Origin of the sequence: Streptomyces cupreus (assembly GCF_014257025.1) — a bacterium.
Classification (GTDB): Bacteria; Actinomycetota; Actinomycetes; order Streptomycetales; family Streptomycetaceae; genus Streptomyces; species Streptomyces cupreus.
The window spans coordinates 1-19,750 of record NZ_JACMSF010000099.1; the positions used below are offsets into that span (position 1 = coordinate 1).

Genomic DNA, 19,750 nt, shown 5'->3' on the forward strand with positions numbered 1-19,750 from the left:
CCTAGGCCAGCTTCAGCACCCCGACCGTCTGGCCCCCGCTCGTCTCCCCGTTCGGCTCGAAGCCGAGCCCCAGATAGAACCCCTCGGGGCCGGTCGGGCCGGGATGCCAGGTGACGTACATCTCCGTCCCGCCCCGGCGGCGCAGCTCCTCCGCCACGGACTCGACCGCGAACCGGCCGTAGCCGCGGCCCTGTTCGTCCGCCGCGATGTTCAGGCGCCACAGGCCGGAGCGGATGAGGGTGCCGTCGCCCTTCCAGTCGATGTCGAGGAACGCCATCAGGAAGCCGACCGCCCGGCCGTCGTCGACGATCAGGCGGGGCCAGGCGACCTCGGGCCGGACATAGGCCTCGGCGAGCGAGTGCGCGACCGGCTCGACGGCGTGCTCCTGGTCCGGGCGGATCCGGATGGCGAGGGCGTCCTCGACATTCTTCGGAGTGAGGGTTTCCAGGCGGGGTCCGGTCGTCGTCATAGGCGCACCCTAGGTGGGAAGTTAACACCCCGTCATATGAATTCCCGCTCAGCCCAATTGGCGATAGCGACCACGGAAATACGTCAGCGGCCCGCCCTCCGCGCTCGGCACGCTCGCCGTCAGGACGCGGCCGATCACCAGCGTGTGGTCGCCCGCCGGCACCCGCTGCTCGGTGCGGCACTCCAGGGTGGCCAGCGCGCCGCCCACCAGCGCGGCGCCGGTCGCCTCGCCGCGGACGTAGGGGATGTCCTCGAACAGGAGGCGGTCGCTGATGCGGCCCTTCATGGCGAAGCGGCCCGCGATGTGCCGCTGGCTCTCGGACAGCACCGAGACCGCCCACAGCGGCTGCTCGTCGAGCAGCTCGTCCATCCGGGCGCCGGTGCGCAGGCTGACCAGGACCAGGGGCGGGTCCAGGGAGACCGACATGAACCCCGTCGCCGTCATCCCGACGTCCTCGCCCTTGGGCCCGTCGGCGGCGAGCGGGGGTTCGAAGGCGGTCACCAGGACCACGCCCGCGGCCAGCCGGGACATGGCGGCGCGGAACTCGTCGTTGCTCACCCCCTCAGCATGCCCGGCAACGGGCGGTGCGGTGATCGGGGCGGGCGCGGCAGGGGGAGTGTTCGGCACGCCGGAAACGCTAATCTCCGGGGCGAGGGCGTCGCATCGGGCCCGGGTCCGAGAGCGGACCTAGGACCTTCGGCGGACCTTCAGTGGCGACCGAGACTTTGCGTTCAGTAAACGCATAGGGGAAACACAGAAATCCCACTCAATTGTTCATCTTCAGCTGTGACTTGAGTCACAAGAGCCATTAATTGTTGACCCTGTGTACCGAGTGGGCAGCGCGCTGTGATTCAGTGGCTGGGAAGCTGCCACAGCGATACGCCGATGAGAACCCTTGATTCGCTGCGAGGTCTCGGGGGGAGGGCGAGCATGGAGACCGAGTCGGAGCCGTACGTCCGTCTTGCGACCCTGCGACAACTGCACCAGGTCATGGCGGACATGAACACCGCGCGCAGCCTGGCGGACACACTGCAGACCGTCGCCGACGGCGTCGTCACCGGCCTCGGCTACGAGCTGGCGTGCGTCAATCTGGTCCGTCAGGACGGCGACCTCGTCGTGGCCGCCCTCGCCGGCAACCCCGCCGCCGAGGCGCTGATCACCGGCCGTACCGGCTCCCGCGAGTCCTGGGAGCGCCGACTGAGCATGGGCGAGCGCTGGGGCGACCTGGTGTTCATACCGCACACCGAGGGCTGGGTCCTCGACGACGACGACGTCCCGCAGTGGTACACCGACGGGCCCGCGCCCCGCTTCGAGGACGAGTGGCACCCCTCGGACCGGCTCTTCGCGCCCATGTACACGCCGGGCGTGCACGGCGGCAGCGGCGAGCTGATCGGCGTCCTGTCCGTGGACCGGCCGCGCAACGGCCGGCTGCCGGGCGCATGGGGGCGCGAGGCGCTGCAGATGTACGCGTTCCAGGCCGCCATCGCGATCAGCAACGCGCGTCTACGTGCGAATATGCAGCGGGCACTGGTCAGGCTTGAGCGCGAGCAGCAGGCGCTGCGGGCCAGCGAGGAAAGCTTCAGGCAGGCCTTCGAGTACGCCCCCTCCGGCATGGCCATCGCCGAGATGGGCGGCGACCAGCACGGCCGCATCCTGCGCACCAACGACGCCCTGTGCCGACTGCTGGGCCGCCCCGCCTCCGCGATGCGCCGCTACTCCTTCTCCGACCTCGTCCACCCCGAGGACATCGGCACCCTCCTCAGGACCTCCGCCGAGGGCGGCCGGGCGGAGCTCCGCCTCGGCCGCCGGGACGGTACATACGTCTGGGTGTCCCTGCGCAACAGCGTGGTCGCCGACGCCGCCGACGGGCCGCGCTTCCTGCTCACCCATGTCGAGGACATAGAGGAGCGCAAGCGGCGCGAGCTCCAGCTCGCCCACCGCGCCTCCCACGACTCCCTGACCGGCCTGCCGAACTCCGCCGAGCTGCGCGCCCGGCTCTCCTCGCGGCTGTGCCAGCGGTCCACCGAGGCGGGCGCCCTGGAGTCCGTCGACGCGGCCTACGGACACCCGGCCTACGACGTCAACGGCCACGGCTTCGACTTCCGGCCCGGCACCGCCGCCTTCGACGGCTACGACCACCATGTGCACACCGTCGCCCCTGAGAGTGAACACGACGACGGCACCAAGGGGCTCGCGGTGCTCTTCTGCGACCTCGACGGCTTCAAGTCGATCAACGACCGCTTCGGGCACAACGCGGGCGACGCGGTCCTCATCGAGGTCGCCCGCCGGCTCTCCCGGGGCGTCCGGGACGGCGACACGGTGGCCCGGCTCGGCGGCGACGAGTTCGTGGTGCTCGCCGACGGGCTCGGCCGGGCCGACGCCCAGGACCTCGCCGTACGGCTGCGCAACGAGATCATCCAGCCGATCCGGGTCGACGGACGCGCCATGCGGGTGGGCGCCAGCTTCGGCATCGGGTGGGCACACTGCGGCATGACCGCGGACGAGGTGTTGAAGTCCGCCGACGAGCGGATGTACGTAGAGAAACGATCTCGTCCCAAACAGCATCGCCGTGCGGGATGAATCCCAGGTCAGCGAGCTGATGCGGTCCGAGTCACCCGTTCGGGGCAGCCAGAGCGGGTAGGCTCGCTCTTCGTCACACGTACCGCATCCGCCCGCACTTGGTGAGGAGACCAGGGATGACGTCCGGCAGCAACGGCGCCAATACGCCCGAGGACGACGACCCGTTCGGCTACCTCTACGCCGACGGGCAGGCCAATGGCGCCCAGCCGCCGTCGGGTGGCTACGGCTACCCGAACGCGATGAACCGGACCCGTCCGGTCGGCCAGCGGCAGTACGGCCAGCAGACGGCCCCGCAGGTGCCGCCGCAGCAGGGCACCTACGGCCAGCCGAACGCGCACTACGCGGCTCCGGAGACGTTCCCGGGCAGCGGGGCTCCGACGGCTCCGCAGCAGCCGGCGTACGGCGGCGGCAACGGCGGCGGCCGTGGCCGGGGCCCCAACACCAAGGGACTGCTGATCGGTGCCATCGCGGTGGTCGCCGCGGTCGTCATCGGTATCGCGGTGGCGATGGCGGGCGGCGGCGATGCGGAGGGCGACGGCGACAACCAGGCCGACTCCACGCCGACCCAGGGCGAGAGCAAGGACCCGAGCCCCACAGGGAGCAGCAGCGCCGAGGAAGAGGCGGAGCTGCCGACGACCGACGCGCAGACGCTGCGGCTCTCGCCCGGCGTGGCCACGGCTTCGGATGTGGCGGGCGCCAGCGCGGCCAACGGCACCTATGTCCAGGGGCTCAACCAGGTCGGCGCCTCGGTCACCTGGACCGTCGACGGTATCCCAGAGGACGGTGACTACACCCTCTTCGCGCGCTACAGCGCGGCCGGTGAGAACCAGTCGATGACGCTGACGGTCAACGGCAAGCCCTTCGGTACGAAGCTGCGCATGGACAACTTCGCGAAGGCCGCCGAGGGCGACTTCGCCAAGGGCTGGACCACGACGTTCGCCTACCCGACCCTCAACAAGGGCACCAACACCATCTCCATCTCCTGCGGCAACGGCGACAAGTGCAACGTCCTGCTGGACCAGCTGTGGCTGAAGGCGGGTCAGGTCAAGGACTGAGACGGCTGAGTCAGTTCTTTTCCAGAATTGACCGTGCCCGCTCGACCATGCGCCGCTGACTCTGCGAAAGCTTGTCGAGCTCGCTCCTGTTCTGCCCGATCATCTTTTTCTGGATCGCGGACTCGACGGCGAGCCAGGTCTGCGGGAGACGTACGTCCAATTTGCAGGTGACATCCGCCTCGGCGACCGCACGCTCCCGGTCGGAATAGTCGGCGTCCGCGAATTCCGGGTCGTCGGTCACTTTCAGCGGGGATTCGTAGGAATAGCCGGCGCTTTTCATGCACTTCGACCAGTCGGAAAACGCGTCGACGACCTGTGAGTCGCGCAGCGAGAGTTCGTAGCCTTCTACGTCTATCTGCTGGGCCGCGGCTATTCCGGGCTGTTTGTCGTGGTCGCCGTAGACCTCGCTGCGGGCCTCGGTGCTGCAGCCGCCCTCCGGGACGGGGCGTCCCTTGTAGGTCTTCACCGGGTCGCCGGAGCGTGTGTGGCCGGTCAGCAGCATCTGCTGGGTCGCATCCGGCCGGGGCAGGGAGGCGTCGCCCGCCGGGCTGTCGGGCTGCTGGTAGCCGTACCGCTTCGCCGAGTCGAGGTCCATGAGGCCGTACCGCCTGCTCGGCTCCTGGGCGGCGGTCGCGTCGGGCACCTCCCGACGGGGCAGCGTCGTCGAGCTCAGACGCCGTACGCAGGACTCCTGGAGTTTGATCTGCGCCCGGTCGAGGACCACTTGCTGCTCCCGTGTCAGGGAGTACTCGGCGAGCGGCAGCGAGAGGACGAGGTCCTCGTCCGCCGTCGCGGGGTCGGTGGCCGCCCGGTCGGCCTTCTGGCGGGTGGTCTCGCCCTCCGCGGCGGGGGCGTCGTCGCCCGCGGTGAGGACGAGGGGTACGGAGACCGCCAGCGCGGCGGTGATGCCGACCGCTGCCATGATTCCTGTCGAACGCTTCATGTGCCCGGATCTCTACTCGGTCCGGGCCCCTCCCTCCCGTGCGGCGAGGAGACCGACGGGAGGGAAGGGCCCAGCGGACGTGCCTGTCAGGATGCGGCTGTCACCAGTTGAAGCAGTCCGTCGGGTGGTTGGCCTGGTAGGTGCCGAGCACCTGCTTCACCGAGGCGTTCTCGTTGTACGTGCGCACCAGCTTCGGGCCGTACTTCCAGGTGAGCTCGTGCCCCATGAAGCGGTCGCAGGGGCCGCCGTAGCCGCTGTTGTAGAACACCGTCATGGAAGACGGGTAGAAGCTGCTGTCGGCGCGGAAGTGCGCGGATGCGGCGTTGTTCTTGACCGGCTGACCCTGACCCGCACCCGCGTAGGGGTAGGTGTAGCCGGCCAGGTTCGAAATGCTGCCGCCACCGATTTTGATGTGCGAGCCTTCATAAGCGCTGTTGTAGAACAGCAGGAGGCAGGGGCGGTCCGTGTAACACGTGCCCGTGGTGGCGGCGGATGCGGGAGCCGCGCTGAAGAAGCTCCCGGCAGCGACGAGGGCGGTCGTTCCCAGAATGCTGCCCAAGGTTCTTGCTATTTTCACTGTTCCCCTTGTTCTTCTGTTGTAGCCGAGTGGCGCTGTGATGGTACAGCCCACTTGGTATCTTCTTCAATTGTTTATCGAGGGTGGCCAAAATATTGCCTTGGCTGCAATTGCGACCTGTGGGCGAATTGCCCGTGCTCACGCCGCGCTGGTTTCTCCCGTGACCATCACGCGGTTCAGCAGCTCCCCGTACACCCGCCCGTCGAACTCCCCCGCCACCGGTGCCGGCACGCTCGCCGCGGACAGGGCGGCCGCGCGGGCCAGGCGGTCCGGCCAGGGGAGGCCCTCGACCAGGCCCGAGAGCAGGCCGGCGACCGCCGCGTCGCCGGCGCCGGTCGGGTTGCCGTGCAGCCGGGACGGTGGGGTGGCTCGCCAGCGGCCCTCGGGGGTGTGGGCGAGGAGGCCCTCGGCACCCAAGGAGGCGACCACCGTGTGGGCGCCGCGGCGGCGGGCGTCCTGGGTGGCGCGCAACGGATCGTGGGAGCCGGTGAGTTCGGCCAGCTCGTCGGCGTTGGGCTTGACGATGTCGGGGCGCGCGGCGACCCCCCGGCGCAGGGGTTCGCCGCTGGTGTCCAGGAGTACGGGGACGCCCGCGGCGCGTGCCGCGCGGACCAGGCCTGCGTAGGCGCCGACCGGGACGCCCGGGGGCAGGCTGCCGCACAGGGCCACCGCGTCGGCCGACGCGAGCAGGCTGTCGTAGGACTCCTGGAAGGCGGTCCACTCGGCGGGGGTGACGACCGGGCCCGGCTCGTTGAGCTGAGTCGTGTCACCGGTCAGGTCGTCCACGACCGCGATCGTGCGGCGGGTGGCGCCGGCGAGCGGGACGAGAGCGTCGACCACCCCGTCGGTAGCGGTGAGCCGCTCGCGCACCACGCGGCCCGTGGCGCCGCCCACGAAGCCGGTGGCGGTCACCTCGTGGCCCAGGGCCGCCAGTACCCGCGCCACGTTCAGGCCCTTGCCGCCGGGGCGTTCGAGGACTTCGGAGACACGATGGGAGGCGTGCGGACGCAACGTCCGTACGCGGTACGTGATGTCGAGAGCGGTGTTCAGCGTGACCGTGAGGATCACCCGGGCCGGCCTCCCTCGATAAGTGGTGCCGTCTCTTCCGGTCCTGATCATGCCAAACAGACGGCGGTCGTCCCAGCCCTCGGAACGACCGCCGCCGCGCTACTGGCGGACGGATCAGCCCAGTTGGGGATGGACCACCCATTCACCCCGGCGCATCACGCCCTTCACATCGAAGGAGGAGTCCAGAAGCACCAGGTCGGCGTACTTGCCCGGCTCCAGCGAGCCGATCGTGTCGGCCATCCCGAGCAGCCGGGCCGGGTTGGCGGACAGGGCCGTGACCGCGTCCTCGACCGGGAGCCGGTCGATCGTCACCGCGCGCTTGAAGGCACGGTCCAGGGTGAGCGTCGAGCCCGCGATCGAGCCGCCCTCCACCAGGCGGGCGACGCCGTCGGCGACCTCGACCTCCAGCGGGCCGAGCATGTAGCGGCCGTCGCCGAAGCCGGCCGCGTCCATCGCGTCGGTGATGAACGCGACCCGGTCCGCGCCCGCGTGATGGAACGCCAGCTGGAGAGAGGCGGGGTGCAGATGCGTACCGTCGTTGATCAGCTCGACGGTGATCCGGTCGTCCTCCAGGAGCGCCGCGATCGGGCCGGGGGCGCGGTGGCCGAGCGCGGGCATCGCGTTGAAGAGGTGCGTCGCCACGGTCGCGCCCGCGTCGATCGCCTCGACCGTCTGCTCGTACGTCGCGTCCGTGTGGCCGATCGCCGCGATGACGCCGTGCTCGGCGAGCAGGCGTACGGAGTCGATGCCGCCGGGGAGTTCGGTGGCGAGGGTGACCATCTTGGCCTTGCCCCGGGCGGCGTCGATCAGCTTGCGCACCTCCGCGGGGTCCGGGTCGCGGAGCAGCTCCTCGGAGTGCGCGCCCTTGCGGCACGGGGAGATGAACGGGCCCTCGAAGTGGATCCCGGCGAGGTCGCCCTGCTCGGCGAGCTCGGAGAGCAGGCCCGCGCGCTGGGCGAGGAAGTCCATGTCGCCGGTGACGGTGGAGGCGACGAGGGTGGTGGTGCCGTGTCTGCGGTGGGTGTCGATGCCGCGGAGTACCTCGTCGACGGTGCCCGAGGTGAACGAGGCGCCACCTCCACCGTGGTTGTGGATGTCGACGAACCCTGGGACCAGCCAGTGGTTGGCTACGTCGATCACCTGGGCGTTCTCTTGAGCGCTCGCGGTGATTCGGTCGCCCTCGATGACCACCTGGCCTTTGTCGATGACTCTTGTGGGCATCACTACGTGGGCACCCTTGAGGACCATCTGCGGGCTGGTGGGGGCTTGGCGCGCCCGCGCGGCGGTAGGCGCGGATTCAACAGGGCCCCGCGCCCCTGAGGGGGTTGCCATCAGGCCGATTCCTCCTGGATCCGAGTTGTAGTCAGCAGGTCCCAGGCCAGTAGGCCCGCACCCAGACAGCCGGCCGTGTCCCCGAGAGCCGCAGGGACGATCTCCGGCAGCTTCTGGAATGTGACCCTCCGCCGGACGGCGTCCCGCAGTGGTGTGAACAAGGTTTCCCCCGCCTCGGCGAGGCCGCCACCGATGATCAGGGTGCGCGGGTCCAGCAGGGTGAGCGCGGTGACCAGGCCGTCGGCGAGGGCGTCGATGGCGTCCTGCCAGACTCGTACGGCGTTCGGGTCGCCGGACGCGACGGCCTTCGCGCAGTCGGCCGCGTCCGCGTCAGGGTTCCCGCTCGCCGTCGCCCAGGCCTCGCTGACCGCCGCGGCGGACGCGAGCCGTTCCAGGCAGCCGCGCTGGCCGCAGGGGCAGGGGGTGCCGCCGGGGCGTACGACGACATGGCCGATCTCGCCCGCGAAACCGTGCGCCCCCGCCTCCACCCGGCCGTCCACGCCGATCGCGCCCGCGATGCCGGTGCCGAGCGCCACGAACAGGAACCGGTCGGCCCCCCGGCCCGCGCCGACTCGGCCCTCGGCGAGCCCGCCGGTGCGTACGTCGTGACCGAGGGCGGCCTGGATGCCGAGCTCGGTGCGGATCAGCTCGCGCAGGGGTACGTCGCGCCAGCCCAGGTTGGCCGAGTAGGCGGCGATACCGGCCGCCTCGTCGACGATGCCGGGGACGGCGATCCCGGCCGCTGCGGCGGGCTCCCCGAAGATTTCGGCGCCGTGGGCGCGCAGTTCGGCGGCGAAGCCGAGGATGCCCTCGACGACCGCGTCGGGGCCGCGCTCGCGTCCGGTCGGCCGGCGGGCCTGGTGCAGCAGAGCGCCGTCCGCCCCGACCAGGGCGGCCTTCATTCCGGTGCCGCCCACGTCGAGGGCGATGACATGTCTCACGGGGGACAGTGTGGCCCGTTGACCCGGGAGAGGTCTAGTCCACTCACGTGGTGTAGACCTTATGACGTTGTGTCGAAAGTTTTCGCAGGGTTGGGGCTGGAAGAGCAGTGCAGCGGCGTAGGGCAGGAATGATCGCGGGTGTGTCCGCACTGGGCATGACGGCGGTCCTGGGCGGCTGCGGCCTGACCGGAGGGTCGGACGAGGTCACGCTGAGACTGGTCGCCGCCGACTACGGCGACAGCGCGGCGAACAGCTCCCGGAAGTACTGGGACTCGCTGGTAGAGGCGTACGAGAAGGACCACCCGGGCGTGCGGGTCGAGGTCAGCGTCCACTCCTGGACCGAGGTCGACCGCAAGGTCAAGGAGATGGTGGACGCCGGGAAGGCGCCCGACCTGGCGCAGATCGGGGCGTACGCCGACTACGCGAAGGCCGGGGAGCTGTACACGGCGAGCGAGCTGCTCTCCATCACCACCCAGGCCGACTTCCTCTCGCAGCTGGCCGCCGCGGGGGCGGTCAACGGGACGCAGTACGGCATGCCGTTCGCGTCCTCCACGCGCCTGCTCTTCTACAACAAGTCCCTCTTCGAGCAGGCCGGCATCACTCCCCCCGAGACCTGGGAGGAGCTGGCCGCCGACGCGGAGGCGCTGAAGGCGGGCGGGGTGAAGTACCCGTACGCCCTGCCGCTCGGGCCCGAGGAGGCGCAGGCGGAGACCATGCAGTGGCTGCTCAGCGGCGGGGGCGGCTACACCGACACCAACGCCGGAACCTACGGCATCGACTCCGCGGAGAACGTCGAGACCTTCGACTGGCTGAAGGACGAGCTGGTCGACAAGGAGCTGACGGGACCGGTCGCGCCCGCCTCGCTCAACCGCGCCGACGCCTTCAAGGCGTTCACGGACGGCGATGTCGGCATGCTCAACGGGCATCCCTCGCTGATGAAGGCGGCCGCCGCGAAGGGCGTGAAGTTCGGCATGGTGCCGATGCCCGGCGCGGACGGGCCGAGCAGGATCTCCATGGGTGTCGCCGACTGGATGATGGCGTTCAAGCAGAACGGCCACGCCGAGGAGATCGGCGACTTCCTCGACTTCGTCTACGACGACGAGAACGTGCTCGCCTTCTCGCGCGAGTACGACCTGCTGCCCGTGACGAACTCGGTCTGGGACACCATGAGCTCGGCCAAGGAGGACGCGGACCTGGGGCCCTTCCTCAAGGCGCTGCCCGCCTCCGAGCTCTACCCGGTGGGCCGTACCTCCTGGGCCGCGGTCAGCGCCGCGGTGAAGGAGAAGATCGGCAAGGCGGTCGCACCCGGCGGCAGCCCGTCCACGGTGCTGCGCGAGCTCCAGGTGACGGCGGTGGCGCAGGAGAGCGCGGAGTAGTACGGCTGTCAGTGGTGGGGGTTACGGTGCCGGGTATGGCACAGGATCCGCTGAACCCCCGGGAGCAGGCCATCCTCGCCCTGGAGCGCCGCGGCTTCCCCGGCCCCGGCGCGAAGGAGCGAGCGATACGCGAGGAACTGGGCCTGGCCCCCATCCGCTACTACCAGCTCCTCAACGCCCTCCTCGACGACCAGCGGGCCCTGGCCCACGATCCGGTGACGGTGAACCGGCTGCGCAGGGTGAGAGAGTCACGCCGCTCGGAGCGGTGATCGGCGGCCCTGGCCCGTCCGGCGTTTGAGGACGAGCCACCTTCAGGGCCGATATGGTCCCCGTATGGGCAGCCACACGGACTCCACGGACGCACTGCCGAATCCCTTCACCCCCGCCGGACGGGCCGGTCTTGAGGCCATCCTCGCCGAGCCCGCGCGTGCGGTGATCGCGCTCGACTTCGACGGGACGCTCGCGCCGATCGTGCCGGATCCTGAGCAGGCGCGGGCGCATCCGGACGCGGTGGGCGCGCTTGCCGCGCTCGCGCCGAAGGTGGCCGCCGTCGCCGTGGTCACCGGGCGCCCTGCCGGGGTCGCGGTGCGGTACGGCGGGTTCGCCGGGGTTCCCGGGCTTGAGCATCTCGTCGTCCTCGGTCACTACGGCGCCGAGCGCTGGGACGCCGTCAGCGGCACCGTCAGCGCACCCGCCCCCGACCCCGGGGTCGCCGCCGTCCGCGCCGAGCTGCCCGGGGTCCTGGACGGGGTCGGTGCCTGGCGGGGTACCTGGATCGAGGAGAAGGGCCGCGCCGTCGCCGTGCACACGCGTCGGGCCACCGATCCGCAGGCCGCCTTCGAGGCGCTGCGCGAACCCCTCACCGAGCTGGCCGCCCGGCACGGCCTGATCGTCGAACCGGGCCGGCTGGTCCTGGAGCTGCGCCCGCCCGGCATGGACAAGGGCGTCGCCCTCCTGGACTACGTCCGCGAGATCGACGCGGCCTCGGTCCTCTACGCCGGCGACGACCTGGGCGACCTGCCCGCCTACGCGGCCGTCGACAAACTCCGCACCGACGGCACCCCCGGTCTGCTGGTGTGCAGCAGCGGCAGCGAGGAGGTCGAGGAGCTGCAGAAGAAGGCCGACCTGGTGGTGAAGGGCCCGGCCGGGGTGGTGGGACTGCTCAGCGAACTGGCGGCCCAGCTGAGTTAGGGTCTGTCCGGCGGATCATGTCGGCGTCGCGGGGTCTGGTACGCGCTCCCCCAGAGGGGGGCCCAGCGGCGTTGTCGTCGGTTGCCGACTCCCCCACGCTCGAACGACCTCACGCGGGGGCACCCCCATCGCGTCGCCGCCCTCCTCCGCCTTGCAGCTGCACGCTCCCCCACGCTCGAACAACCTCGCGCGGGGGCACCCCCATCGCCCCCGCTCGTCTGCTGTGATATGCGCCGTTTCTTGCAGCCGACCTGATCCGCCGGACAGGCCCTAACCCGTCAGCGCCCGCAGCTGGTCCATGAACCACTGCGCCGGCGGCAGCGCGGTGGCCGCCGCCGCGAGCCGCTTGGTGCGCTCGGCCCGCTCGTGCGGCGGCATCGTCAGGGCCTCGTGCAGGGCGCGCGCGGTGCCCAGTACGTCGTACGGGTTCACCACGATCGCGTCCTCGCCGAGCTCCTCGTACGCCCCCGCCTCCCGCGACAGCACCAGCGCGCACCCCTCGTCGGCGACGACCGGCACCTCCTTCGCGACGAGGTTCATGCCGTCCCGGATCGGGTTCACCAGGGCCACGTCCGCCAGCCGGTACGCGGCCAGGGAGCGCGCGAAGTCGTCCTTGACGTGCAGCACGACCGGGGTCCAACCCGGCGTGCCGTACCGGGAGTTGATCTCCGCGGCCAGGCGCTGCACCTCGGCCGTGTAGTCGCGGTAGACCGCGAGATCCTGCCGGGAGGGATAGGCGAACGCCACATGCACGACCCGCTCGCGCCACTCGGGGTGGTCGTCGAGGAGCTGCTGGTACGCCAGCAGCCCGCGCACGATGTTCTTCGACAGCTCGGTCCGGTCGACGCGGACGATCGCCTTGCGGCCCGCGCCGATCTCCGCCCGCAGCGTCGCCATCCGTTTCTCGACGTCCGCCTCGTGCGACCGCGCGCGCAGGAAGTCCGCGTCCGCGCCAAGACCGTGCACCCCGACCTCGGTGCCCCCGAGCCCGCCCGCGAGCTCCGTACAGCACGCGGTGAACGCGTCCGCCCAGCGCCGGGTGAGAAAGCCCAGCCGGTCCGCGCCGAGCATGCCCTCCAGCACCTCGCGCACCACCTGGTCGGGCAGCATGCGGAAGTAGTCCACCGGGGCCCACGGGGTGTGCGAGAAGTGGCCGATGCGCAGATCCGGGCGCAGCTTGCGCAGCAGCCCCGGCACCAGCGTCAGGTGGTAGTCCTGGACCAGGACCGCCGCCCCCTCGGCCGCCTCGTCGGCCAGCGCCTCGGCGAAGGCGCGGTTGTAGCGTGCGTAGTTCTCCCACTGCCGCCAGAAACCGGCGTCGAACACCGGCTCCAGCGGGGTCTGGTACAGCATGTGGTGGACGAACCACAGCACCGAGTTGGCGACGCCGTTGTACGCGTCCGCGTGCACCTCGGCCGGAACGGCGAGCATCCGCACGCCCTCCTCGCCGACCCCGCGCCGCACCGCCTCGCGGTCGCCGCCGGACAGCGCCGAGCACACCCACAGGGCACCGGCGTCCGGGCCGATGGCCGACAGACCCGACACCAGACCGCCGCCCCCGCGCCTGGCGCGCAGCGAGCCGTCCTCCTGGACCTCGTAGGAGACCGGGCCGCGATTCGACGCGACCAGCACCTGAGCGGCACCGTGCGTGGAAGCCACATGCGTGGAAGCCATACGCCTCAACCTAGCCCGTGCCGTAAACGCTCAAACGTACGAGCGGCCCTAGGAGACGTGGGTTACGCCACCTTGCGTGAGGCGTACTCCGCGATGTCCACCATCGGCGGCCGCTCCTCGGTGTCCACCGAGTACGTCCGCGGCTCGAAACCGTCCTCGCCGCGCTCGAACTGGGTGAGCGAGGGGCGGATCAGATGCCCGCGGGCCAGCCTGAGCTGGGCCGTGCGGTAGATCGCGGCGGACATCCGGCCGAGCGCCTGTCCGTCCTGGTGCCGGTGCTTGCGCACCCCCACGTCGACCTGGGCCAACGCGTCCAGGCCCACCAGGTGCAGCGCGTCGATCAGCATGCCGAGCTCCACGCCGTAGCCGACCGGGAAGGGGAGCTGTTCCAGCAGGGAGCGGCGGGCCGCGTACTCCCCGCCGAGCGGCTGGACGAAGCCGGCGAGCTGCGGCCAGTGCATGTTCAGCAGCGGACGGGCCATCAGCTCGGTGACCCGGCCGCCCTGGCCCGCCGCCTGCCCGAGCGGGCGGTCGTACATCGCCTTGACCAGGTCGACGCCGGGGTCGGTGAGCAGCGGGCCGACGATGCCCGAGACGAAGTCCGAGGAGAACTCCTTCAGGTCCGCGTCGATGAAGCAGACGATGTCGCCACGGGTGACCAGCAGCGAGCGCCACAGCACCTCGCCCTTGCCGGGCACGGCGGGGATGCGGGGCAGGATCGCGTCGCGGTGCACGACCGTCGCCCCGGCCGCCGTGGCGACCTCGGAGGTGCGGTCGGTCGATCCGGAGTCGACGACGACGATCTCGTCGACCAGCGGGAGCTGCTGCATGAGGTCATGCCGGATGACGGCGACGATGTCGCCGACCGTCTCCTCCTCGTTGAGCGCGGGCAGCACGACGGAGACCGACTGGCCGGAGCTGCGTTTCGCGGCCAGGATCTGGTGGAGCGGACGATCGGACACCGACCAGGACCGTGTGGTCAGCCAGCGCTCGACTTCGTTCAGCACAGTGCGCGGCTCCTTAAGTGTGATCCGTCTCGCGGTTCGGACGACTATCTCAACTGTCCAGGTCGTCGGTTACAGTCTTGAACAACGCGGATGACCATCGCATGTCCGGGATGGCCCGACGTTCACAACTTCATACCGCTCATCCAGAGGGGCAGAGGGATACGGCCCGATGAAGCCCCGGCAACCCTCCAGCCGGTTCTCGTTCACGCGAGGCTCCTGGCTAGGGAAGGTGCCAAATCCGTCTCACGGCGAGATGCGTCGTGAGGAAGATGAGGAGAAAGGGCCTCGCCTCACATGGCTGTGCAGACTGTCGCAAGCACCACCGATCCCACCGTAGACCTCGGCCCCGCCGCCGCCCTGAGCTGCCGCGAGTGCGGCCACCGCGTCCCGCTCGGCCCGGTCTTCGCGTGCGAGGAGTGTTTCGGCCCGCTGGAGATCGCCTACGACTTCTCGGCGTACGACACCGAGGAGCTCCGCAAGCGCATCGAGGCGGGACCCGCGAACATCTGGCGTTACGCGCCCCTGCTGCCCGTCCCCTCGGACGTGGCCGACAAGCCCAACCTCAACCCCGGCTGGACCGCGCTCGTCAAGGCCGACAACCTGGCCCGCGAGCTCGGCGTGACCGGCGGTTTGTATGTGAAGGACGACTCCGGTAACCCGACGCACTCCTTCAAGGACCGGGTCGTCGCCCAGGCGCTGGAGGCCGCGCGCGCCTTCGGCTTCACCACGCTTTCCTGCTCCTCCACGGGCAACCTCGCCGGCGCCGTCGGCGCCGCCGCGGCCCGCGCCGGCTTCCGTTCCTGCGTGTTCATCCCGCATGACCTGGAGCAGGGCAAGGTCGTGATGGCCGCGGTCTACGGTGGTGAGCTCGTCGGCATCGAGGGCAACTACGACGACGTGAACCGCTTCTGCTCCGAGCTGATCGGCGACCCGGCCGGCGAGGGCTGGGGCTTCGTCAACGTCAATCTGCGGCCGTACTACGCCGAGGGCTCCAAGACGCTGGCGTACGAGATCTGCGAGCAGCTCGGCTGGCGGCTGCCCGACCAGATCGTGGTGCCGATCGCCTCCGGCTCCCAGCTCACGAAGATCGACAAGGGTCTTCAGGAGCTGATCAAGCTCGGTCTCGTCGAGGACAAGCCGTACAAGATCTTCGGCGCGCAGGCCGAGGGGTGCTCGCCGGTGTCGGTGGCCTACAAGGAGGGCCACGACGTGGTCCGGCCGCAGAAGCCGAACACCATCGCCAAGTCGCTGGCCATCGGGAACCCGGCGGACGGGCCGTATGTCCTGGACATCGCCCGCCGCACCGGCGGCGCGGTGGAGGACGTGACGGACGAGCAGGTCGTCGACGCGATCAAGCTGCTGGCCCGGACCGAGGGAATTTTCGCGGAGACCGCCGGTGGTGTAACGGTGGGTGTGACCCGGAAGCTCATCGAGAACGGCGTCCTCGACCCGAGCCTCACCACGGTTGTGCTCAACACCGGTGACGGTCTGAAGACGCTGGATGCGGTTGCCGGCACCGGCCTCACCGCGACCATTCGTCCCAACCTGGAGTCGTTCCGCGAGGCCGGACTCGTCTAGTCGTTGTTCGTCCGCGGGCCGGTGGGGGCCGGTCGCGCCCGCGCGGTGGTAGCCGCAAATTGAACACAGCCCCGCGCCCCTAGGGCGATTACCCGACCGGAGGTCACACAGTGAGCGTCAACGTCCGCATCCCCACCATCCTGCGCACCTACACCGGTGGTGCCGCCGAGGTGACGGCCGAGGGCGCGACCCTCGCCGAGGTCATCGCCGACCTGGAGAAGAACCACACCGGAATCGCCGCCCGCGTCCTGGACGACCAGGGCAAGCTGCGCCGCTTCGTCAATGTGTACGTCAATGACGACGACGTCCGCTTCGAGCAGGGCCTGGAGACGGCGACCCCCGAGGGCGCCGGGGTTTCCATCATTCCGGCGGTTGCCGGCGGCTGATCGTTACCGTCGGTAAGGTGCGTCACCGAGAGTTCACCGAATTGCCCTCTCCGTAAGACAAACGGAGGGGGCAATTCTGCATGGTTGAGCACGGTACAGTTGGGGAACCAGGCGTTCCCCGTATGCCGGACGCATATGAGTACCGACTCCGTATGCGATAAGAAGCAGCCAAACTGTGCGGGCCTTTTGCGTCATCTGCGCCCTTTGTCGGGCCCGACTTGCCCTGAATTCAGGCGAATTCTCACTACATTCCGGACCTTGCGCGTCCAGAATTCTCGTCCGATTGACCTGTTGCAGACGGCAGTTGGACAGATACATTCAGCCGCGGTCGACGCGTTCCGGCGCACGCCCCCAAACCGTGGGGGGTGAGGTCTGACCCGGATCCGCGAAGTGTGGATCTGTGCAAGGGCCAGTAATAGGGGAGTTAGGCATGGCTCAGGGCACCGTCAAGTGGTTCAACGCGGAGAAGGGGTACGGCTTCATCGCGGTCGACGGTGGTGCGGATGTTTTCGTCCACTACAGCGCGATCCAGATGGACGGGTACCGCACCCTGGAAGAGGGCCAGCGGGTCGAGTTCGAGATCTCGCAGGGCCAGAAGGGCCCGCAGGCCGACATGGTTCGCGTCACTGCCTGAACGCGCGACCAACGAACCGCAAGCGACGTCTTCTGTCGAAGGGCTCGCACCTCGGGGACCCAACCCCCTCGGTGCGGGCCCTTCCGCGTGCCCGGGAACCGGTGGGGCGCCCCGCCCGATCCCCGAGAGCCGCTTGCGCCCACCCGTCGCCCGACCACCACCCCTCAACGAGCCCGCTTCGCGGGCGCACCTTGCACTCGGGTGGGTCGAGTGCTAATCATTGGCGTTAGCACTCTGAAGGTGAGAGTGACAACGAGGACCGGGTCGGTGAGGTCCACGGACCGGGTGGGGCAAGGAACCATCCGCCGGGGGCCGTCCGTCGCGGGCGCGGGCGCGGTCCATTGCGGTACTCACCCCCAGTCCTGGAGGGACCACTTCACATGGCCAAGATCATCGCGTTCGACGAGGAGGCGCGGCGCGGCCTTGAGCGCGGTATGAACCAGCTCGCCGACGCCGTCAAGGTCACCCTCGGCCCCAAGGGCCGCAACGTCGTCCTTGAGAAGAAGTGGGGCGCCCCCACGATCACCAACGATGGTGTGTCCATCGCCAAGGAGATCGAGCTGGAGGACCCGTACGAGAAGATCGGCGCCGAGCTGGTCAAGGAAGTCGCCAAGAAGACGGACGACGTCGCCGGTGACGGTACGACCACCGCGACCGTCCTCGCCCAGGCGCTGGTCCGCGAGGGCCTGCGCAACGTCGCCGCCGGCGCCAACCCGATGGCCCTGAAGCGCGGTATCGAGAAGGCCGTCGAGGCCGTCTCCGCCGCCCTGCTGGAGCAGGCGAAGGACGTCGAGACCAAGGAGCAGATCGCCTCCACGGCCTCCATCTCCGCCGCCGACACCCAGATCGGCGAGCTCATCGCCGAGGCCATGGACAAGGTCGGCAAGGAAGGCGTCATCACCGTCGAGGAGTCCCAGACCTTCGGTCTGGAGCTGGAGCTCACCGAGGGTATGCGCTTCGACAAGGGCTACATCTCGGCGTACTTCGCCACCGACATGGAGCGTATGGAGGCCGTCCTCGACGACCCGTACATCCTGATCGCCAACTCCAAGATCTCCTCGGTCAAGGACCTGCTCCCGCTGCTGGAGAAGGTCATGCAGTCGGGCAAGCCGCTGCTGATCATCGCCGAGGACGTCGAGGGCGAGGCCCTGTCGACCCTGGTCGTCAACAAGATCCGCGGCACCTTCAAGTCCGTCGCCGTCAAGGCCCCGGGCTTCGGTGACCGCCGCAAGGCGATGCTGAACGACATCGCCATCCTCACCGGCGGCGAGGTCATCTCCGAGGAGGTCGGTCTCAAGCTGGAGAACACCTCCCTGGACCTCCTGGGCAAGGCCCGCAAGGTCGTCATCACCAAGGACGAGACCACCATCGTCGACGGTGCCGGCTCCTCCGAGCAGGTCGCGGGCCGGGTCAACCAGATCCGCGCCGAGATCGAGAACAGCGACTCCGACTACGACCGCGAGAAGCTCCAGGAGCGCCTGGCGAAGCTCGCGGGCGGCGTGGCCGTCATCAAGGCCGGTGCCGCCACCGAGGTGGAGCTCAAGGAGCGCAAGCACCGCATCGAGGACGCCGTGCGCAACGCCAAGGCGGCCGTCGAGGAGGGCATCGTCGCCGGTGGTGGCGTGGCCCTGCTGCAGGCCTCCCAGGTCTTCGAGAAGCTGGAGCTCGAAGGTGACGAGGCGACCGGCGCCAACGCCGTGAAGCTCGCGCTGGAGGCCCCGCTGAAGCAGATCGCGGTCAACGGCGGTCTTGAGGGTGGCGTCGTCGTGGAGAAGGTCCGCGGTCTCCAGGTCGGCCACGGCCTGAACGCCGCGACCGGCGAGTACGTCGACATGATCGCCGAGGGCATCATCGACCCGGCCAAGGTGACGCGCTCGGCGCTGCAGAACGCCGCGTCGATCGCCGCGCTGTTCCTCACCACCGAGGCCGTCATCGCCGACAAGCCGGAGAAGGCCGCCGCGGCCGCCCCGGGCGGCATGCCGGGCGGTGACATGGACTTCTGATCAACCCCGGTTGATCAACGTCCTTACCGAGGGCGGCACTTCCTGTTCCGACAGGGGGTGCCGCCCTCGGGCGTGTTCGGGGTCACAGCTGGGCGCGTAGGGACGGGGAATGTGGGACAGCGCATAGGCAGTTGCTTAAGTGGGTGCAACAATGCACGCGCAAATACCTAGGTACCCCAAGGAGCCCCCACGTGACCGTCGCCGCATCCGAGGCCGCCGCGCGCGCCGCCGAGATCCTCTCCCGCCCGACCTCGATCAACGGCCTGACCGTCCCCAACCGCATCGCCATGGCGCCGATGACCCGTATGTTCTCGCCGGGCGGCGTCCCGGGTGAGGATGTGGCGTCGTACTACGCCCGCCGGGCCGCCGCCGGTGTCGGTCTGATCGTCACCGAGGGCACGTACGTCGGGCATGATTCCGCCGGACAGAGCGACCGCGTGCCGCGCTTCCACGGCGCTGAGCAGCTCGCGGGCTGGACGAAGGTCGCCGACGCGGTGCACGCGGCGGGCGGCACGATCGTTCCGCAGCTCTGGCACATCGGCATGGTCCGCAAGCAGGGCGAGCCGCCGTTCGCGGACGCCCCCGCGGTCGGCCCGTCGGGTCTGCGCATCGACGGCACCGAGGGCACCGGCAAGGCGATGACCCGGCAGGACCTGGACGACGTCATCGGCGCCTTCGCGGAGGCTGCGGCCGCGGCGGAGCGGAGCGGCTTCGACGGCGTCGAGATCCACGGCGCCCACGGCTATCTGATCGACCAGTTCCTGTGGGAGGGCACCAACCGTCGCACGGACGCCTACGGCGGTGACCCGGTGGCCCGTACGAAGTTCGGCGCGGAGATCGTGGCCGCCGTCCGCGCGGCCGTCTCGGCCGACTTCCCGGTGATCTTCCGCTACTCGCAGTGGAAGCAGGAGGCCTACGACGCCCGCCTCGCCGAGC

At 69.9% G+C, this 19,750-nt stretch carries 19 protein-coding genes and 1 riboswitch; of the genes, 10 read left to right on the plus strand and 9 right to left on the minus strand.

The window, feature by feature from the left end:
- Nucleotide 1: 1 nt before the first annotated feature.
- A complete protein-coding gene (locus H4N64_RS41750; protein WP_186287848.1) occupies nt 2-469 on the minus strand; it encodes a GNAT family N-acetyltransferase in 468 nt (155 codons plus the stop codon).
- A 48-nt stretch (nt 470-517) separates the two neighbouring features.
- A complete protein-coding gene (locus H4N64_RS41755; RefSeq protein ID WP_186287849.1) occupies nt 518-1,096 on the minus strand; it encodes a flavin reductase in 579 nt (192 codons plus the stop codon).
- Nucleotides 1,097-1,399: 303 nt separating this feature from the next.
- Here H4N64_RS41755 and cdgB point away from each other — a divergent pair, with 303 nt between their 5' ends.
- On the plus strand, nt 1,400-3,049 hold the full coding sequence (gene cdgB / locus H4N64_RS41760) for a diguanylate cyclase CdgB (protein ID WP_186287850.1): 1,650 nt from the start codon (nt 1,400-1,402) through the stop codon (nt 3,047-3,049).
- Nucleotides 3,050-3,165: 116 nt separating this feature from the next.
- A complete protein-coding gene (locus tag H4N64_RS41765; RefSeq protein WP_186287851.1) occupies nt 3,166-4,104 on the plus strand; it encodes a carbohydrate-binding protein in 939 nt (312 codons plus the stop codon).
- Between the two features lie 10 nt (nt 4,105-4,114).
- On the opposite strand, the gene H4N64_RS41770 is transcribed toward H4N64_RS41765, so the two are convergent.
- From H4N64_RS41770 to H4N64_RS41790, 5 genes are all read right to left on the minus strand, one after another.
- The gene (locus H4N64_RS41770; protein ID WP_186287852.1) at nt 4,115-5,026 is read right to left on the minus strand and encodes a hypothetical protein; all 912 of its coding nucleotides are present in this window, start codon (nt 5,024-5,026) and stop codon (nt 4,115-4,117) included.
- A 121-nt stretch (nt 5,027-5,147) separates the two neighbouring features.
- Nucleotides 5,148-5,606 carry a hypothetical protein gene (locus H4N64_RS41775; protein WP_186287853.1) on the minus strand — a complete coding sequence of 153 codons (459 nt, stop codon included), beginning with the start codon at nt 5,604-5,606 and terminating at the stop codon, nt 5,148-5,150.
- A gap of 156 nt (nt 5,607-5,762) precedes the next feature.
- Complete coding sequence (locus H4N64_RS41780) at nt 5,763-6,692, minus strand: hexose kinase (RefSeq protein ID WP_186287854.1); 930 nt, start codon at nt 6,690-6,692, stop codon at nt 5,763-5,765.
- 114 nt (nt 6,693-6,806) lie between these two features.
- Complete coding sequence (gene nagA, locus H4N64_RS41785; protein WP_186287863.1) at nt 6,807-7,940, minus strand: N-acetylglucosamine-6-phosphate deacetylase; 1,134 nt, start codon at nt 7,938-7,940, stop codon at nt 6,807-6,809.
- 83 nt (nt 7,941-8,023) lie between these two features.
- The gene (locus H4N64_RS41790; RefSeq protein WP_186287855.1) at nt 8,024-8,965 is read right to left on the minus strand and encodes an ROK family protein; all 942 of its coding nucleotides are present in this window, start codon (nt 8,963-8,965) and stop codon (nt 8,024-8,026) included.
- Between the two features lie 107 nt (nt 8,966-9,072).
- Between H4N64_RS41790 and H4N64_RS41795 the strand changes: the two genes are divergently transcribed.
- The 3 genes from H4N64_RS41795 to otsB all read left to right on the plus strand — a co-directional run bounded on the left by H4N64_RS41795 (nt 9,073) and on the right by otsB (nt 11,532).
- On the plus strand, nt 9,073-10,341 hold the full coding sequence (locus tag H4N64_RS41795) for an extracellular solute-binding protein (RefSeq protein WP_472910312.1): 1,269 nt from the start codon (nt 9,073-9,075) through the stop codon (nt 10,339-10,341).
- A 35-nt stretch (nt 10,342-10,376) separates the two neighbouring features.
- On the plus strand, nt 10,377-10,610 hold the full coding sequence (locus H4N64_RS41800; protein ID WP_186287856.1) for a DUF3263 domain-containing protein: 234 nt from the start codon (nt 10,377-10,379) through the stop codon (nt 10,608-10,610).
- 64 nt (nt 10,611-10,674) lie between these two features.
- Nucleotides 10,675-11,532, plus strand: coding sequence for a trehalose-phosphatase (otsB, locus tag H4N64_RS41805; protein ID WP_186287857.1), 858 nt, complete (start codon nt 10,675-10,677; stop codon nt 11,530-11,532).
- A gap of 270 nt (nt 11,533-11,802) precedes the next feature.
- Here otsB and H4N64_RS41810 read toward each other — a convergent pair whose 3' ends face one another.
- Together H4N64_RS41810 and H4N64_RS41815 are read right to left on the minus strand one after the other, a co-directional pair.
- Nucleotides 11,803-13,206 (minus strand): alpha,alpha-trehalose-phosphate synthase (UDP-forming), encoded by a 1,404-nt coding sequence (locus tag H4N64_RS41810; protein ID WP_222110026.1) that lies wholly within the window; start codon nt 13,204-13,206, stop codon nt 11,803-11,805.
- A gap of 62 nt (nt 13,207-13,268) precedes the next feature.
- Nucleotides 13,269-14,213, minus strand: coding sequence for a glucosyl-3-phosphoglycerate synthase (locus H4N64_RS41815; protein WP_186287858.1), 945 nt, complete (start codon nt 14,211-14,213; stop codon nt 13,269-13,271).
- Nucleotides 14,214-14,349: 136 nt separating this feature from the next.
- A riboswitch (SAM riboswitch) is annotated at nt 14,350-14,489 on the plus strand.
- An 18-nt stretch (nt 14,490-14,507) separates the two neighbouring features.
- Between H4N64_RS41815 and thrC the strand changes: the two genes are divergently transcribed.
- The 5 genes from thrC to H4N64_RS41840 form a co-directional block, all read left to right on the plus strand.
- The gene (thrC, locus tag H4N64_RS41820; RefSeq protein WP_186287859.1) at nt 14,508-15,791 is read left to right on the plus strand and encodes a threonine synthase; all 1,284 of its coding nucleotides are present in this window, start codon (nt 14,508-14,510) and stop codon (nt 15,789-15,791) included.
- A gap of 110 nt (nt 15,792-15,901) precedes the next feature.
- Nucleotides 15,902-16,177 (plus strand): MoaD/ThiS family protein, encoded by a 276-nt coding sequence (locus tag H4N64_RS41825; RefSeq protein ID WP_186287860.1) that lies wholly within the window; start codon nt 15,902-15,904, stop codon nt 16,175-16,177.
- Between the two features lie 430 nt (nt 16,178-16,607).
- Entirely contained in the window at nt 16,608-16,811 is a 204-nt protein-coding gene (locus tag H4N64_RS41830) for a cold-shock protein (RefSeq protein WP_004986573.1), read from the plus strand.
- 380 nt (nt 16,812-17,191) lie between these two features.
- On the plus strand, nt 17,192-18,814 hold the full coding sequence (gene groL / locus H4N64_RS41835; RefSeq protein WP_186287861.1) for a chaperonin GroEL: 1,623 nt from the start codon (nt 17,192-17,194) through the stop codon (nt 18,812-18,814).
- A gap of 191 nt (nt 18,815-19,005) precedes the next feature.
- A partial coding sequence (locus H4N64_RS41840) for an oxidoreductase (RefSeq protein ID WP_186287862.1) occupies nt 19,006-19,750 on the plus strand: 745 nt, incomplete at its 3' end.

Bases quoted from the DNA above. Each gene is read 5' to 3' on its own strand.
- H4N64_RS41750 (WP_186287848.1), bottom strand. From the start codon at position 469: ATGACGACGACCGGACCCCGCCTGGAAACCCTCACTCCGAAGAATGTC.
- cdgB (WP_186287850.1), top strand. From the start codon at position 1,400: ATGGAGACCGAGTCGGAGCCGTACGTCCGTCTTGCGACCCTGCGACAA.
- H4N64_RS41765 (WP_186287851.1), top strand. From the start codon at position 3,166: ATGACGTCCGGCAGCAACGGCGCCAATACGCCCGAGGACGACGACCCG.
- H4N64_RS41770 (WP_186287852.1), bottom strand. From the start codon at position 5,026: ATGGCAGCGGTCGGCATCACCGCCGCGCTGGCGGTCTCCGTACCCCTC.
- nagA (WP_186287863.1), bottom strand. From the start codon at position 7,940: ATGGTCCTCAAGGGTGCCCACGTAGTGATGCCCACAAGAGTCATCGAC.
- H4N64_RS41800 (WP_186287856.1), top strand. From the start codon at position 10,377: ATGGCACAGGATCCGCTGAACCCCCGGGAGCAGGCCATCCTCGCCCTG.
- otsB (WP_186287857.1), top strand. From the start codon at position 10,675: ATGGGCAGCCACACGGACTCCACGGACGCACTGCCGAATCCCTTCACC.
- H4N64_RS41810 (WP_222110026.1), bottom strand. From the start codon at position 13,206: ATGGCTTCCACGCATGTGGCTTCCACGCACGGTGCCGCTCAGGTGCTG.
- thrC (WP_186287859.1), top strand. From the start codon at position 14,508: ATGGCTGTGCAGACTGTCGCAAGCACCACCGATCCCACCGTAGACCTC.
- H4N64_RS41830 (WP_004986573.1), top strand. From the start codon at position 16,608: ATGGCTCAGGGCACCGTCAAGTGGTTCAACGCGGAGAAGGGGTACGGC.
- groL (WP_186287861.1), top strand. From the start codon at position 17,192: ATGGCCAAGATCATCGCGTTCGACGAGGAGGCGCGGCGCGGCCTTGAG.